We start from the raw sequence: 14,336 nt of genomic DNA, 5'->3' as shown, positions 1-14,336 counted from the left end.
GTCTGACGCCCGCGCTCAGCCCGGTGTGGCCACGGCCACGACGCCGTTGGCGGCCAGCCAGGCGAGGGCGTGGTCGGCGACCGAGCGCCAGCCGCTGTCGAACACCAGTGAGTGCCCTCGATCGGCGAACTGCTTCAGATCGGTCACCGCGGACGAGTCGCCGTAGCGCTTGTAGGCCGAGCGGGTCACGGCGTCCGGGACCAGCCGGTCCTCCTGGCCGGACACGAGCAGGAGCGGTCCGCGCGCCGTGTTGGCCGTGTCCACGACGGCACCGGCCGGGCCGGCGGGGGTGCGATCGAGTCCGAGATCCGCGAGCAGCCGGAGCGGGGCCGGCACGGCGTACCGGTCGAAGAGCTTCGTCGCCTCCTCCGCTCCGACCGTGTTGGCCACGACGTGCCGGAAGCGGGCGCGCGGCGGCTGCTCGAAGCCCGGGTGCCGGGTCGAGCCGGCCGGTCTCGGCGACCAAGGCCGGGGCCGGCCGTCGTCCAGCGGCACACCGCCGGCCTGAAGCGGCGCGAGGGCGACGGCGGCGCGGCCGAGGTCGGCTCCGAGGAGGTGCTGGGCGATGAGGCCGCCGGCCGAATGCCCGATGAGGACCGGCGGGTTGTCGAAGGTGCGCACGATCGTCTCGTAGTGGGCGGTGAGCGCGGTGAGCCCGAGGTCACACAGCGGGCCGGGATCGCGGCGGACCTGCTCGGCGGTGGGGGCCTCACCGGGCCAGCCCGGGACGCACACCGCGTAACCGTGCGAGGTGAACCGTTCGGCCCAGCCCTCCCAGGAGGATCTGTGGAACCACGCACCGTGGATGAGGATGACGGGGGTTTGCTTCACGGTCGGACCTTCCGATTTGGCACACACGACGCTCCGCCGGCATCGCGGCGCTCCTTCGAGGATCACCGAGCGGCCGCTCGGCGGACACAGTCGAATGACTGAATGTGGCGGCCCGGCAGGTCCTTCGTGCGTCCGCGAGCGGCTTCGCGCGTCTTGACGTCATGTGACTGATGTGTCGGGCCGGTGGCCGAAGAACAGTGGAGGCATCAACGAGTCTCCGGGAAGGATCAGACATGATCAACAGGCGTACCTTCACCAAGGCGGTCGGTCTCGGCGTGGGGGCCACGGCCGTGTCGGTCGGCGCGGCATCGACCGCGCCCGCCGCCTTCGCCGCCGGTTCCGACCGGCCCGGCCGCCCGACCCCGGTCATCCCGGCTATCGCCCCGGGCACGCACACCACGTTCACCGAGCTGAAGCGGGTCCGGGCCGGCGTGCTCGACGTCGGCTACGCCGAGGCCGGGCCGAAGCACGGACCCGTGGTCATCTGCCTGCACGGCTGGCCCTACGACATCCACGGCTTCGTCGATGTGGCGCCACTGCTGGCGGACGCCGGCTACCGGGTGATCGTGCCGTACCTGCGGGGCCACGGCACCACGAACTTCCTGTCCCCCACGACCGTCCGCACCGGGCAGCAGTCCGCGATCGCCCTCGACGTCATCGCCCTGATGGACGCCCTGAAGATCCACAAGGCCGTACTGGCCGGCTTCGACTGGGGCTCGCGGGCCGCCGGCACCGTCGCGGCACTGTGGCCCGAGCGGGTCAAGGCCCTGGTGGCGGTGAGCGGTTACCTCATCGTCAACATCCCTGCGCAGCAGAACCCGCTGCCGCCGAAGGCCGAGCACACCTGGTGGTACCAGTACTACTTCGCCACCGACCGGGGCCGCGTCGCCATGGAGACCAAGCAGTACCGGCACGACCTGTGCCGGCTGGTGTGGGACGAGGTCTCCCCGACCTGGAAGTTCGACGACGCCACCTTCGAGCGCACCGCCGCGGCGTTCGAGAACCCCGACTACGCCGCCATCGTGATCCACAACTACCGCTGGCGCCTGGGCCTGGCCGACGGCGAGCGTCGCTACGACCGCTACGAGCAGCTGCTCGCGGCCCGGCCGGCCATCACGGTGCCGACCATCGCCCTGGACCCCGCCCTCGACCCGTTCCTGCCCACGACCGACGGCACCGGGTACCGGAAGTTCTTCACCGGCCGGTACGAGCACCGCGTGCTCCCCGGCATCGGCCACAACGCGCCGCAGGAGGCGCCGGCGGCGTTCGCCCAGGCCGTGGTGGACGCCGACCACCTGTGACCCGCGAGCGTGTCGACCACTTGGAGGTGCGGAAGTGAGTGATCCGAACGCCCACGAGCAGGCGGCGGCGATCCGCAAGGCCCGATTCGGCGCGCTCCCGGAACGCGTCGCCTTCGAGGACATGGTCGAAGAGAAGGCGGTGCTGCCGACGTGTCCGGCGGCGGACACCCTTGACCCCGACGCGCTGGCGATCAGGTTCTCCTGCCTGGCAGCGGACTTGGGTCTCTGAGCGCAGCGGGTCAGGCATGACCCGGCACCGGATGATCGATGTGGGAGTGTTCGGGTCCGCCCCCGACCGGGGACGGACCCGACTCCACCGCGGTGCCCGCCGGGGCCGGCAGCGCGGACGGGGAACAGGTGAAGGACAAGGGGTCGGTGGCGGCGGCGTTCGCGGTACGGGCGAGGTCCGCCGACGCGTTCACCGGCGCGGAGACGGCCACGGCGGCGACCAAGGGGAGACTCGCCGCGACCAGGACCAGGAAAGGCCTTTTCATGATCTCTCCTCGGAATCGGGGGGATGGCACCATCACTGTGTCCGCCCCGCCGGTGACGGCACATCAGTCATCTGACGCCTAGTCGTCGCGGCGGCTCGAAGGCTCAGAAGGGCCGGAAGCGTGAAGTCACATGACCGATGCGTCGGGAACGGACCGAGGGCGACAGTGAGGACCGCCGGATCCGCCACACTGTTCAAATCCCCTGGAGTGTTTTCATGTTCAGCATTGAGAACGGCCGCCTGCGCCGATTCATCGCCGGAGCCGCCGCCGGGGTCGGCGCGATCGCCGTCGCCGGAACCGCGAACGCCGCGACCCCGGACTCGGCGGCCGACCGGGCCCCGAAGCCGACCGTCATCCTGGAGCACGGCGCGTTCGCCGACGGCTCCAGCTGGGACGGCGTCATCGCCAAGCTGCGCCGCGACGGCTACCCGGTGGTGGCCGCCGCCAACCCGCTACGCGGCCCGGCTTCCGACGCCGCCGCGCTGCGCAGCCTCGTCGACCACATCAAGGGCCCCGTCGTCCTGGTCGGCCACTCCTACGGAGGCTCGGTCATCAGTGAGGCCGCCGTCGGTGAGCCGCGGGTCAAGGCCCTCGTGTACGTCGCCGCGTTCCTGCCCGCACCGGGCGAGTCCGCGCTGAAACTGACCAACCAGTTCCCCGGTTCGACCCTGTCCGGCACGCTGGACCCGGTGCCGTTCACCAACACCGACGGCAGCACCGGCACTGACCTGTACATCCAGCAGGACAAGTTCCGAGCCCAGTTCGCCGCCGACGTCCCCGCCGACCGGGCCGCGCTGGCAGCCGTGACGCAGCGGCCCATCGCCCGGGCCGCGCTGGAGGAGAAGGCCACCGCCGCCGCCTGGCAGACCGTCCCCAGCTGGGACATCGTCACCACCGAAGACCTCAACATCCCGGCCGCCGCACAGCGGTTCATGGCCGAACGCGCCCACGCACACACCACCGAGGTCGCCGCATCGCACTCCGTCGCGATGTCCCGCCCCGACCTGGTGGCCGACGTCATCAAGGAGGCGGCTCGCGCGACCCACTGACTGGCCATCAGCCGTCTACGGCGCGGTCGGCGCGCTGCTGGCAGATGCCCTGTTCGTGGGCAGCGGGGCACCGGTCCGCGGCCGAGAGGCCTCCGAGGGATCGCCAGGCGCGCACGGGTCGGCCGGTCGAACGCGGAGATCGGAGCCGAGGTCTACCTCAGCGCCCCTGCGGTCGAGTGGCATCTGCGCAAGGTGTTCACCGAACTCCGCATCAGCTCACGGCAGGAGTTGCGCACCGTGCTGCCGCAGTCGTCCCACCGATCCGCCGGACCACGGCGATCACCGCTCGGACAAAGCACCGTCGATCTCGCGACGGGAGGAGATCCCCAGCTTGGCGAAGACCTTGCGCAGGTGCCACTCGACCGTGCGAGGGCTGAGGAACAACTGCGCGCCGATCTCCGCGTTCGCGTGCCCGGCGGCCGCGAGGCGGGCGATCTGCGCCTCCTGCGGGGTCAGGACCGGCGCGCCGACGGTCCGCTTGCGGACCGTCTCACCGGTGGCGATCAGCTCTCGCCGGGCCCGCTCCGCGAACGCCTCCATACCCGTTTCCGCGGCCGCCTCGTACGCCGCCCGCAGCTCGGTACGGGCCTGCGCGCGCCGGTTCTGGCGGCGCAGCCACTCACCGAACAGCAGCCGGGCCCGGACCTCGAACACGCCGAGCCCGCCCCGGCCGAAGTGGTCGACGGCCTCGCGATAGTGGTCTTCGGCCTGCTCGGATGCTCCGGTCAGAGCATCGGCGACAGCCTGCGCACCCAGGGCCCAGGGCGTGCCGGCCAGGGCCCAGTCGGCCAGCCGATCGCGCGCTCGGGCCGCCACCGCCGGGTGGCCGGCCCGGGTCGCGGCCTCGACCAGCTCGCTGCTCGCCCAGAAATGCACGTTGAGGTCCTGGTACTCCATGCTCCGGAGCGCCGCTTCCATGGCGAGCGGATAGTTGCCCAGGCCGTTGTGGAGCACGGCCCGCACACACGCCGCCATGCCGGTGAGCCGTCCCAGGGCGGGCTGCTCACCGTCCCGTTCCATCGCCTCGATCAGTTCCAGGGCCGGTCGCTCCCGTCCCCGATACGCGCCGATCAGGGCCGTCATGCGCGGAGCCACGCCGGTGGCCTTCTCAACGGCCGCGGCCTCGGCCAGCAGGTCCCCGGCTTCGGAGAAACGCCCCGCATAGCCCAGCGCGGCCGCCCGGTAGGGCAGCACCATCGAGAGGATCGACAGCGTTCCGGTCGTCCGGGCGAAGCGGGCCGCCCGATCGGTGACGTCCAGCCAGGCCCGGAGATCGCCCAGCTCCGCGGCGGCGTTCGCGGCCGCCCACAGGACAGACGGGTCCTCCTCCTCGGTGAGGGAGCGCAGCGCCCGCGCCAGCAGCGGGAAGGCGGCGACCGGCCCGTCCGTGGTCCACACGACCAGGGCACGAAGGAAGACTCCCGCCGGCTCGTCGCCGGGTATCAGGTCGCGAGCGGCGTCGGCGACCCGCCGCAGTCCGCCTTCGTCGTGCCGGCCGGCCCGAATGGCCGCGCTGAACGCGTCGAGGTAGGTCTTCCGTGCGACGGCCGGGTCGAGGTCCCTGAGCCGGCCCGCCGCGTCGAGCAGCGGCTGCACCGCGCCCGGCCCCGAGCCGGTCATGGACGACACCTTGGCCCGCAGCCGGCTGGCGTTGGCCTGCTGCAGCCGGTCCAGCGGCCCCAGCTCGGCGGCGGCGAGCAGGTCGGGCACCCGAGCCGGCACGCCCGCGGCGAGGTGGGCCTCCGCGGCCGCCAGCGCGCGCCGCGCCCGCTGCTTCGGGTCGGGGGTGAGCGCGGCGGCACGTTCCAGGAAGGAGGCGGCGGCGGCCCGGCCGCCGCGCGCCAGGGCCCGGTCGGCGGAGCGCTCCAGCGCGGCGGCGACCTCCTCGTCCGGCCCGACCGCGGCGTGGGCCTGGTGCCAGGCCCGCCGGTCGGGGTCGCGCCGGGCGTCAATGGCCTGGGCCAGGACGCGGTGCGCCGCGCGCAGCGTGGCGGAATCCGCGCCACGCCAGACGGCCGAACGCACCAGCGGGTGCCGGAACCGCACCGAGGCTCCCAGGGTGATCAGGCCTGCGGCCTCGGCCACTGCCGCGGCCTCCAGCCCGATGCCCAGCAGACGCAGGGCATCCCACAACAGCGGCCCGTCACCGACCGGTTCAACCGCCGCGACCAGCAGCAGGGACCGGGCATCGGTCGGCAACGCATCGACGCGCCGACGGAATCCGTCCTCGACCCGGGTCGCCACCGGGCCGGCGCCGGGCCCTCCGAAGCCGAACGCCAATTCCACCGGTGACAGACCCCGGGGCAACTCCAGCAGGGCGAGCGGATTCCCACCGGTCTCGGCGACGATCCGGTCCCGCACGCGAGCGTCGACCGGCCCCGGCAGCACGCTGTCGAGCAGCACCCGGGCGTCGACGTCGGCCAGCCCGCGCAGGGGAAGTTCCGGCAGACCGGAAAAGCCCTCATCCTCCTTCTCTCCGTCGGTGATCCGCTCGGCGAACACCAACGCCACCGACTCGGCGTCCAGCCGACGCCCGACGAACGCCAGGATCCGTCGGGACATCAGGTCCAGCCATTGCACGTCGTCGACCAGGCATACCAGCGGGGTCCGGGCCGCCGCCTCGGCGAAGAGACCGAGGATCGCCATCCCGACCAGCAGCATCTCGGGCGGGTTCCCCGCGCTCAGGCCGAACGCGACACGCAGCGCGTCCTGCTGCACCGACGGGAGTCGATCCAGCTGCGACAACAGCGGAGCGCACAGGCGTTGCAAGGCCGAATACGCGAACTCAGACTCGGCTTCGACACCGACCGCGCGTACGACCTGCATCTGCGCCGCCTGCCCGGCCAGATGGTCGAGCAGCGCCGACTTGCCCACGCCGGCCTCACCGCGCAGAACCACCACCCGACTGTGTCCTTCGCGCACCTCGCGCAGCAGGCGGACCAGCGCCTCCAGCTCCCGGTTCCGCCCGAGCAACTGGTGTTTCGCGTGTTGCGGCATGTCACCTCCGGGACGAGTTCCTCCCGGAGGAGCTTCCACCCATCCTACGAACAGCAGGCCGGCTGAGCCGCACGGATTCCACACCCCTGGCGCCACCTCTCCTCGATGGACGGCCTGGCCGGCCTGCACGCGGACAGAGCTCGCGCGTTGCGGGCCGAGTCCGGCGCGGGCAAGGAGCTTCGCGCTAAGCATTTCCCGGGGAGCGCGGACAACGCTGCGCTCGGAGGTGGTCAACGCCGGGTCGCCGGCTGCGACTGCTCCCAGGCGGCGAAGTGGCCGCCCTTGTCGTCCTCGTTCCAGTGGACGAAGAGACCTGACCTACGAGCGCGGCGGCCGCGAGGTGTGAGCCCCCACCGCCATCGGTCGGCTCGTGGCGCCGAGGTGGGTGGTGAAGAAGTCGGCCAGTTTGCCGACGGCCGGGTCGATGTACTCCTTCTTGTCGTAGAGGTCGACGTGGCTCGCGCCTTCGATCCAGTGCAACTCCTTCGGCCCGGTGGCGCGTTGGTGGGCCTCGACGGCCATCCAGGAGGTGACGGCGCGCTCGCCGACGATCTGAAGCATCGGGCGGGGGCCGATCAGCGGGACGGCGAAAAACGCGTCGTAGGAGGCCAGCCGGTCGATGCTCTCCCAGGCCAGGAACTTCGCGGACCGCTCGTGCTCGCCGCGCGAGGTGCAGTAGTACTCGAATCCCTCGACACCGTGCTCGCCGCCGAGCGCGCCCGCCTGCTCGGCGGTCTGCGGGAACATCGTCATGACGCCGGGATCCTGGCCACGGGCGCCGGCAGTGCGGGCCGAGGCGGCCGCGCCCAGCAGCGCCTGGAAGACAGCCGGGTCCTGGCCGCCGTCGGCACCGAGCCGGAACTGGCGGGAGGGGTCGGCGGTGCACACGGTCGCCACCGCCCGGACCCGGTGATCACCGCCGGTGGCGGCCAGCGAGTATCCGCCGGACGCGCAGATGCCGAGCAGGCCGATCCGCTCCGCGTCGACGTCCTCACGGGTGACCAGGTACGACACGGCGGCCTTGAAGTCCTCCACCCGCTGAGCCGGGTCCTCCAGCCCGCGCGGCAGTCCCCCCGACTCCCCCTGGTGGGCCGCGTCGAACGCCAGGGTGACGAACCCGTGGTCGGCCATCCGCCGCGCGTACGTGCCGGACGTCTGCTCCTTCACCCCCGTCCCCGGGTGGCCGACCACCAGGGCCGGGCGCGGCCCCGGCGCCGGGGTGTCGGGGATGTACAGGTGCGCGGCGATCTCGATGCCGGCACTCTCGAAACGGATGTCCGACCTGCTCATGTAGACACTCTCCTGTCGATCGACTCATCGGCTGTTCGTCGGCACCCCTGTTCAGACTGCGACCCGCTCCGCCAGCAGGGCGTGGGGCGCCGGTGCAACTGTTCAGTATCAGTGATGATCAGAGCATCAGTCATATGGCTCAACAACGGTTGCCGCGAACGACAGTTCTCGATCGACAGCCACCGAGGCACACCTGCCCGACCCGCGGCGACGCGCGATCGCTGCTACATTCGATGTGACCTGTATTCGTGTGATCGAGGAGTGGCAGACGTGGCGGGTGACGACGACATCTCCGGGTGAGATCCGGATCTGACGGCCACCGGCCGGTGCTTCAGCAGCGCCGCCGAGCTGGCCCGTTTCGTCGTACCCCTTTTCCCGTGCCTTCCCAGGGCAGAGGTCCACCCTCCTGCCCTCACTCTTCTTCGAGGTCATCTCCATGTCCGACGCTGCCGTCGTCTGCTCCAACATCTCCTTCGCCTGGCCCGACGACACCCCGGTCTTGCACGACCTGTCCTTCACGATCCCCACCGGCCGTACCGGCCTGGTCGCCCCCAACGGCTCCGGCAAGAGCACCCTGCTCAAGCTGATCGCCGGTGAACTCACGCCCGCGACCGGCGCGGTGACGGTCGCCGGCCGGCTCGGCCACCTCCGCCAGAGCCTGCCCCTGAGCTCCGACCTCACCGTCGCCGAGGTGCTGGACGTCGCCGGGATCATCCGGGCCATCGACGCCGTCGAGTCCGGGGACGTCGACGAGCGGCACTTCACCACCATCGGCGACGACTGGGACATCGAGGAGCGCACCCGCGCCCAGCTCGACCGTCTCGGCCTGACCGACCTCACCCTGGACCGCGGCCTGCACACGCTCAGCGGCGGCCAGATCGTCTCCCTCGGCCTCGCCGCCCAACTGCTCAAGCGCCCCGACGTGCTGCTGCTCGACGAACCGACCAACAACCTCGACGCGCAGGCCCGACACAAGCTCTACGACGTATTGACGGACTTCAACGGCTGCCTGCTGGTGGTCAGCCACGACCGCGCACTGCTGGACCGCATGCAGTCCATCGCCGAACTTGGCAACGGTGAACTGTTCTTCTACGGCGGAAACTTCACCGCGTACGAGGACGCCGTCCGGGCCGAGCAGGAGGTCGCCGAGAAGAACGTCCGCAACGCCGAGCAGGAACTCAAGCGGGAGAAGCGGGAGATGCAGCAGGCCCGCGAACGCGCCGAACGCCGCCAGAGCAACGCCGCCCGCAACCTCAAGAACGCCGGCCTGCCCCGCATCTTCGCCGGGAATATGAAGCGCGGCGCCCAGGAGTCCGCGGGCCGCGCCGGGCAGATGCACGCCGCCCGGGTCAGCGAGGCCAAGGCCCGGCTCGACGAGGCCGGCCGCGCCCTGCGCGAGGAGCAGCGCCTCTCCCTGGACCTGCCCGACACCCAGGTTCCCGCCGGGCGCAATCTCTTCCTCGGCCAGGGGCTACAGGTGCACCACGCCGGCCGGCCGGTGTTCGCCGACGGCGGCGTCGACCTGAACATCCGCGGCCCCGAGCGGATCGCCCTGACCGGTCCCAACGGCGCCGGAAAGAGCACCCTGCTGCGCCTGGTCACCGGCGAACTCGCCCCGGACGGCGGGGAGATCACGCGCAACAACGGGCGGATCGCCTACCTCTCGCAGCGCCTGGACCTGCTGGACCTCGACCGCACCGTGGCGGAGAACTTCGCCGCGTTCGCCCCCTCGCGGCCCGAGACGGAGCGGATGAACCTGCTCGCCCGCTTCCTGTTCCGCGGCGCCCGCGCCCACCTGCCGGTCGGGGTCCTCTCCGGCGGCGAGCGACTGCGCGCCACCCTGGCCTGCGTGCTGTGCGCGGAGCCGGCCCCGCACCTGCTGCTGCTCGACGAGCCGACCAACAACCTCGACCTGGTCAGCGCGGGTCAGCTGGAGAGCACCCTGCACTCCTACCAGGGCGCCTTCCTGGTGGTCAGTCACGACGAGCGCTTCCTCGCCGAGATCGGGGTGAACCGCTGGCTCCGGCTGGCCGACGGCACGCTACAGGAGACCGCGGCCCCCGCGGTGTGAGCCGTCGACGTTAGAACCGGCCCGCACCCGCGGCTCCGTGCCTTCGGCAGCGAGGCGCGCCGGTTCCTCAAAGGCGGCGTCCTTCGTCATGGCCCAGTATCGCCCCGCCGGCCCGGCCGGATGGTCGAGCAGCACCGGCCGAGCCGCACGGGTTCGGCCCCTTGGCCCGGCCACCATCGCGGACTCAGCGTCATATGACTGATGTGCGAGGGATGTACCGCACACGACAGTGATGACCGATGGGTCTCACGACAGAGCACAAGGGGCTTGACATGACTCGCACGTGGTTGATCACCGGCGCGTCCCGGGGCTTCGGGCGGTGCCTGACCGAAGCGGTTCTGGAGAGCGGGGACCAGGTCCTGGCGACGGCTCGGCGGCCGGAGCAACTGGCGGACCTGGTCTCCCGCTACGGGGCGAGGGTCCGCACCACGGCCTTGGACGTGACCGACGCGGCTGCGGCCCGTGTCGCGGTGGAGGGCGCGGTCGCGGCGTTCGGGCGGCTCGACGTGGTGGTGAACAACGCCGGGTACGCCAACAGCGGCCCGATCGAGGAGATGACGGACAAGGACTTCCGCGAGCAGTTCGAGGCGAACTTCTTCGGGGTCGTCAACGTCACCCGGGCCGCGCTGCCGGTGCTGCGCGAGCAGCGGTCGGGAGTGTTCGTGCAGTTCTCGTCCCTGGGCGGCCGGGTCGGCGGCACCCCGGGCATGGGTGCCTACCAGAGCGCGAAGTTCGCCGTCGAGGGCTTCTCCGAGGTACTGGCCGGCGAGGTCGCACCGTTCGGGGTGAAGGTGGTCATCATCGAGCCCGGAGCCTTCCGGACGGACTGGCAGGGCTCGTCCATGGAGCTACATCCGGTGGGGCCCGACTACGAGGAGACCGTCGGCGCCATGAACCGGTACCGGCGGGAGAACAACGGCACGCAGCCCGGCGACCCGGCCCGCGCCGCCCGAGTGGTCATCGATGTCATCGGCCACGACGACCCGCCACGCCGGCTGCTGCTCGGCGCCCAGGCCGTGACCGCCGCCCTGGCCGCTGGTGCGGCGCGCGCGGAGGAGACGCGGAAATGGGCCGGGGCGAGCGGCGCCGCCGACTTCCCGGCGGGGCAGTGAGCCACCGGTGCCCGCGCGGCCTCGGCGCCGCCGGTACGGGCCCCGGCGGTCAGCCGGGCCTCCGAGCAACACCAACCCCAGTGCCGTCACGGCCGGTCGCGGCAGCCGGCAAGGAGCAGACGTGAACAGCAGCCAGCTCTTCGAGGGTGTCGCACACCCCCGGCAGCACACCTCTCCCGCCCCTGGCCACTCGGGCTCGCCGCTGCGCGAATACGTCCTGCGCAGCCTCCCCGCCGCCCTCGGCGACCTCTCCTCCGAGCGCCTGACTTACGATCAACTCGCGGACATTCACGAGCAGATGCTTCGGAACCTCGCTCCACGGCTCCACTCCGAGGACGACGAGCGGACCGCGCGCCTCCTCCAGCTCGATCTGCTCTTCCTGCTCAGCGGCTACGCGCCCGCGGGGCCGAAGGCGGCACCCCGCGCCCTGACCGAGCTGATATCCGCCCAGTGCACCAGGTTCCCCGCCCTGGATCCCCATCTGAGCTATGAACTCCTGATCGACGTCAACTGCGAGGAATACCGGCGCAGTGGGGACATCCGGGTGTTCTCCGCAGGCCGGGACGCCGCTCTCGAACGGGACTTCTACCTCGGCCACCACCTCTCCGAACCATGGGCCAAATCGGCCGCCTACGGCCTGCGCTCGCTGGTCCTGCCGGCGGCCGCCGCCCGACCGGCCGCGGTCCTGGACGACGTCGTCGAGTCCCTTGCGGAGTTCACGCGGTACATGGCCAGGTACCGCAAGCTGTCACAGCAGGCGTTCAACCGGTTCCGCCCTTACCACATGGGCCATCCCGGCGGACCGCGCGGCGCGAGCGGTGCGTTCATGCCCAGTGTCCACCTCCTCGAACTGGCCCTGCTGCCGCCGTCGAAGGGGTACGGCATCTTCCTGGACCAGTCGATGTCCTACTTCCCCTCGTGGTCCCGGCCCGTCATCGCACGGTGGCGCGGCGACTCCATCCGCGGGGCGAACGTGTCCCAGCGGCTGCGGGACGGACGGCTGGTGCTCGACCGCGCGGGCCGCGACCGGTTGGTCAGGGTGATCGACAAGTTCGTGGACTTCCGGATGGCGCACCTGGGCGTCACCCGGCACGCGCTCCCCGAGGCGTTCGCGGAGCGGACCGGGCTGACCCGTCGCGACATCCGCGAGCAGGGCGGCGAACACGACATCCTGGACGGCCGGGACCCCGGCACGTCGGGATTCAGCGTCCGGCACGTCCTCACCAATGCGGTGTACCGGCTCCTCGCTCTTCGCGCCGATCTCGCTCACCCCGGCTCCGCTCCGGCCGACCAGTAGGCAGGCAACCGATGTCAGCATTCCGTGTCGCGGTCGTCGACGCGTTCGGCACGTCCTTCGGGTTCACCGGCGCGTTCGGCGCGGTGGGCGGCGAAGTGATCCAGGTCCGGAGCACGCCCGCACCTCCGGTCGGAGTCGATCCGGTGGACGACCGGTCCTTCGGTCATGTGCTGCTCCACGACGGCGAGTTGGACGTCCTGGCTGCACGGCTCTCAGAGCTGGGGCCGGTCGCGGTCCTGCCTGGCCGGGAGACCGGTGTGGAGCTCGCCGACGCCCTCTCGGAGCGGCTCGGGCTGGCCTCCAACGGCACGCCCCTGAGCAGCGCGCGGCGCGACAAGTACGTGCAGATCGAAACGATCAAGGCTCACGGTGTCCCCGGCATGCGGCAGCTGCGAACCGGTGACGAAGCCGAACTGCTGGCCTGGCACGAGGAGTTGGGCGGGACCGTGGTCGTCAAACCCCTGCGCGGCTACTGGGGTGACGGCGTGTCGTTCTGCGACCTGCCGCAGGACTCGGTCGCCGCGCTGCGCGGGCTGCGCGACCGCCGCGTGGTGCTGGGCGAGCCGATCACCGAGGTCGTCGCCCAGGAGTACCTGGTGGGCGCCGAGTACATCGTGAACACGGTCAGTTGCGCGGGTGTGCACCAGCTGACCGACGCCTGGCGCACCGAGCGGATCGAGACCAACGGGGTGCGGGACCTGGTGACCGCGCAGGTGCTGCTGTGCTCCGACGAACAGCCGGTCGGCGAGCTCTTCGACTACGGTCGCCGGGTGCTGGACGCCCTCGGCATCCGGTACGGCGCGGCGCACCTGGAGATCAAGCTGACCCCGGACGGCCCGCGGCTGGTCGAGGTGGGCGCCCGCGTTTCAGGACTGCCCTACTACACGGCCGAGGCTCTGGGCGAGGGCCAACTGGAGTGGACCGTCGACGCCTACGTCCGGCCCGAGCGGTTCCACGCCCGGGCGGGCCGGCCCTACCAGCGGCGGCATGCGTTCGCCTGGGCTGCGCTGGTCGCTCCGGCTTCGGGACGGCTGCGGGGCTACCGCGCGCTGGACCGGCTCAAACAGCTGGCGAGCTTCCACTCCCTCACCCTGCTGGTGAGGCCCGGCGACGCGATCACCGCGACGACCTACGACCGCGAATACCCGGCCACCCTGACGCTCAGCCACCCGGTGGACGCCGTCCTGCAACGCGACCTCAACACGGTGCGCTACCTGGACGGCCCCGGGATGTATGAGATCACCCCGGCGGCCGGCTGACAGCTCCGCATCGCCATCCCCTCGACGACCGGCTCGAACGCCCGCCCGGCCGGGCGGCACGCCGCTTGCGGCCACCGACGCCATCCGGACCGTGGCCGGCGACCGGCTCGGCCGGTGGCAGCAGCAAGCCGCCGCAGGCATCCGCCGCATGCAGGGCAGCGCGGCGGCCATCGTGAACGCCTTCAACCAGCACCCCAATCAGGTGTTCCGAGCCCGCGAGCCGCACGAACTCCTCGGCATGCCCACCGACGAGGCGTCCGTATACATCACCCACAGCCGCCTCGGACGCCTCACTCGCCAAGGCTTCCTCACTCAACCCGAACGAGGCCGTTGCCAGAAACGGACTTGACGTCCGCTCAGAGGAAACGGATCGGACCGCAAGTCCCGAATCGCGAAGCTCGGGTGTCGCGAAAGAAAAGAAGAGCAGTCATTGAAGCTTCGCCATCTTCGAACGTGCTGGTCAGAGGGGCTGGCGTGACGCCCGGCTGTGGTGCTCGTGCTGGTCGCGGGCGGGAGTCTGTGGTCTTGATCGTCCGTCGGCTGTCTGTCAGCTCGGTGCGGAGCTTGGCCAGGATGCGCCAGGCCTTCAGGTGGGCGAAGCCGTAACGCGTCGGTATTTGACTTTGAGTAGGGTG

General features: G+C 71.4%; 12 protein-coding genes. 8 read left to right on the top strand and 4 right to left on the bottom strand.

What is annotated here, in order from left to right; genetic code table 11:
- Positions 1 to 15: 15 nt before the first annotated feature.
- The gene (locus ACZ5ON_RS18415; protein WP_465593167.1) at positions 16 to 831 is read right to left on the bottom strand and encodes an alpha/beta hydrolase; all 816 of its coding nucleotides are present in this window, start codon (positions 829 to 831) and stop codon (positions 16 to 18) included.
- A gap of 233 nt (positions 832 to 1,064) precedes the next feature.
- Between ACZ5ON_RS18415 and ACZ5ON_RS18410 the strand changes: the two genes are divergently transcribed.
- Positions 1,065 to 2,132 (top strand): alpha/beta fold hydrolase, encoded by a 1,068-nt coding sequence (locus ACZ5ON_RS18410; RefSeq protein WP_465593164.1) that lies wholly within the window; start codon positions 1,065 to 1,067, stop codon positions 2,130 to 2,132.
- A 34-nt stretch (positions 2,133 to 2,166) separates the two neighbouring features.
- Positions 2,167 to 2,361, top strand: coding sequence for a hypothetical protein (locus ACZ5ON_RS18405; RefSeq protein ID WP_465593161.1), 195 nt, complete (start codon positions 2,167 to 2,169; stop codon positions 2,359 to 2,361).
- Positions 2,362 to 2,371: 10 nt separating this feature from the next.
- On the opposite strand, the gene ACZ5ON_RS18400 is transcribed toward ACZ5ON_RS18405, so the two are convergent.
- On the bottom strand, positions 2,372 to 2,626 hold the full coding sequence (locus ACZ5ON_RS18400; protein ID WP_465593158.1) for a hypothetical protein: 255 nt from the start codon (positions 2,624 to 2,626) through the stop codon (positions 2,372 to 2,374).
- A gap of 215 nt (positions 2,627 to 2,841) precedes the next feature.
- Between ACZ5ON_RS18400 and ACZ5ON_RS18395 the strand changes: the two genes are divergently transcribed.
- Positions 2,842 to 3,675, top strand: a complete 834-nt coding sequence (locus ACZ5ON_RS18395) for an alpha/beta fold hydrolase (RefSeq protein WP_465593156.1) — start codon at positions 2,842 to 2,844, stop codon at positions 3,673 to 3,675.
- A 279-nt stretch (positions 3,676 to 3,954) separates the two neighbouring features.
- Here ACZ5ON_RS18395 and ACZ5ON_RS18390 read toward each other — a convergent pair whose 3' ends face one another.
- Together ACZ5ON_RS18390 and ACZ5ON_RS18385 are read right to left on the bottom strand one after the other, a co-directional pair.
- Positions 3,955 to 6,672, bottom strand: coding sequence for an ATP-binding protein (locus ACZ5ON_RS18390; RefSeq protein WP_465593153.1), 2,718 nt, complete (start codon positions 6,670 to 6,672; stop codon positions 3,955 to 3,957).
- Positions 6,673 to 6,990: 318 nt separating this feature from the next.
- Positions 6,991 to 7,962 carry an alpha/beta hydrolase gene (locus ACZ5ON_RS18385; RefSeq protein WP_465593150.1) on the bottom strand — a complete coding sequence of 324 codons (972 nt, stop codon included), beginning with the start codon at positions 7,960 to 7,962 and terminating at the stop codon, positions 6,991 to 6,993.
- 436 nt (positions 7,963 to 8,398) lie between these two features.
- On the opposite strand from ACZ5ON_RS18385, the gene abc-f reads away from it, so the two are divergent.
- From abc-f to ACZ5ON_RS18360, 5 genes are all read left to right on the top strand, one after another.
- Entirely contained in the window at positions 8,399 to 10,033 is a 1,635-nt protein-coding gene (abc-f, locus tag ACZ5ON_RS18380) for a ribosomal protection-like ABC-F family protein (RefSeq protein ID WP_465593147.1), read from the top strand.
- Positions 10,034 to 10,305: 272 nt separating this feature from the next.
- Positions 10,306 to 11,145 carry an oxidoreductase gene (locus ACZ5ON_RS18375; protein ID WP_465593144.1) on the top strand — a complete coding sequence of 280 codons (840 nt, stop codon included), beginning with the start codon at positions 10,306 to 10,308 and terminating at the stop codon, positions 11,143 to 11,145.
- Between the two features lie 121 nt (positions 11,146 to 11,266).
- Positions 11,267 to 12,442 (top strand): hypothetical protein, encoded by a 1,176-nt coding sequence (locus tag ACZ5ON_RS18370; RefSeq protein ID WP_465593141.1) that lies wholly within the window; start codon positions 11,267 to 11,269, stop codon positions 12,440 to 12,442.
- Positions 12,443 to 12,453: 11 nt separating this feature from the next.
- Positions 12,454 to 13,701, top strand: coding sequence for an ATP-grasp domain-containing protein (locus tag ACZ5ON_RS18365; RefSeq protein WP_465593138.1), 1,248 nt, complete (start codon positions 12,454 to 12,456; stop codon positions 13,699 to 13,701).
- 91 nt (positions 13,702 to 13,792) lie between these two features.
- Positions 13,793 to 14,050 carry a hypothetical protein gene (locus tag ACZ5ON_RS18360; RefSeq protein ID WP_465593135.1) on the top strand — a complete coding sequence of 86 codons (258 nt, stop codon included), beginning with the start codon at positions 13,793 to 13,795 and terminating at the stop codon, positions 14,048 to 14,050.
- The last annotated feature ends 286 nt before the right edge of the window (positions 14,051 to 14,336 follow it).

The sequence above is a fragment of the Kitasatospora sp. NPDC032150 genome, from assembly GCF_055579945.1.
Note: the sequence above shows the minus strand (reverse complement) of the source record. Positions and strands in the feature narration are given on the sequence as shown.

Bases quoted from the DNA above. Each gene is read 5' to 3' on its own strand.
- ACZ5ON_RS18410 (WP_465593164.1), top strand. From the start codon at position 1,065: ATGATCAACAGGCGTACCTTCACCAAGGCGGTCGGTCTCGGCGTGGGG.
- ACZ5ON_RS18400 (WP_465593158.1), bottom strand. From the start codon at position 2,626: ATGAAAAGGCCTTTCCTGGTCCTGGTCGCGGCGAGTCTCCCCTTGGTC.
- ACZ5ON_RS18395 (WP_465593156.1), top strand. From the start codon at position 2,842: ATGTTCAGCATTGAGAACGGCCGCCTGCGCCGATTCATCGCCGGAGCC.
- ACZ5ON_RS18390 (WP_465593153.1), bottom strand. From the start codon at position 6,672: ATGCCGCAACACGCGAAACACCAGTTGCTCGGGCGGAACCGGGAGCTG.
- ACZ5ON_RS18385 (WP_465593150.1), bottom strand. From the start codon at position 7,962: ATGAGCAGGTCGGACATCCGTTTCGAGAGTGCCGGCATCGAGATCGCC.
- abc-f (WP_465593147.1), top strand. From the start codon at position 8,399: ATGTCCGACGCTGCCGTCGTCTGCTCCAACATCTCCTTCGCCTGGCCC.
- ACZ5ON_RS18375 (WP_465593144.1), top strand. From the start codon at position 10,306: ATGACTCGCACGTGGTTGATCACCGGCGCGTCCCGGGGCTTCGGGCGG.
- ACZ5ON_RS18365 (WP_465593138.1), top strand. From the start codon at position 12,454: ATGTCAGCATTCCGTGTCGCGGTCGTCGACGCGTTCGGCACGTCCTTC.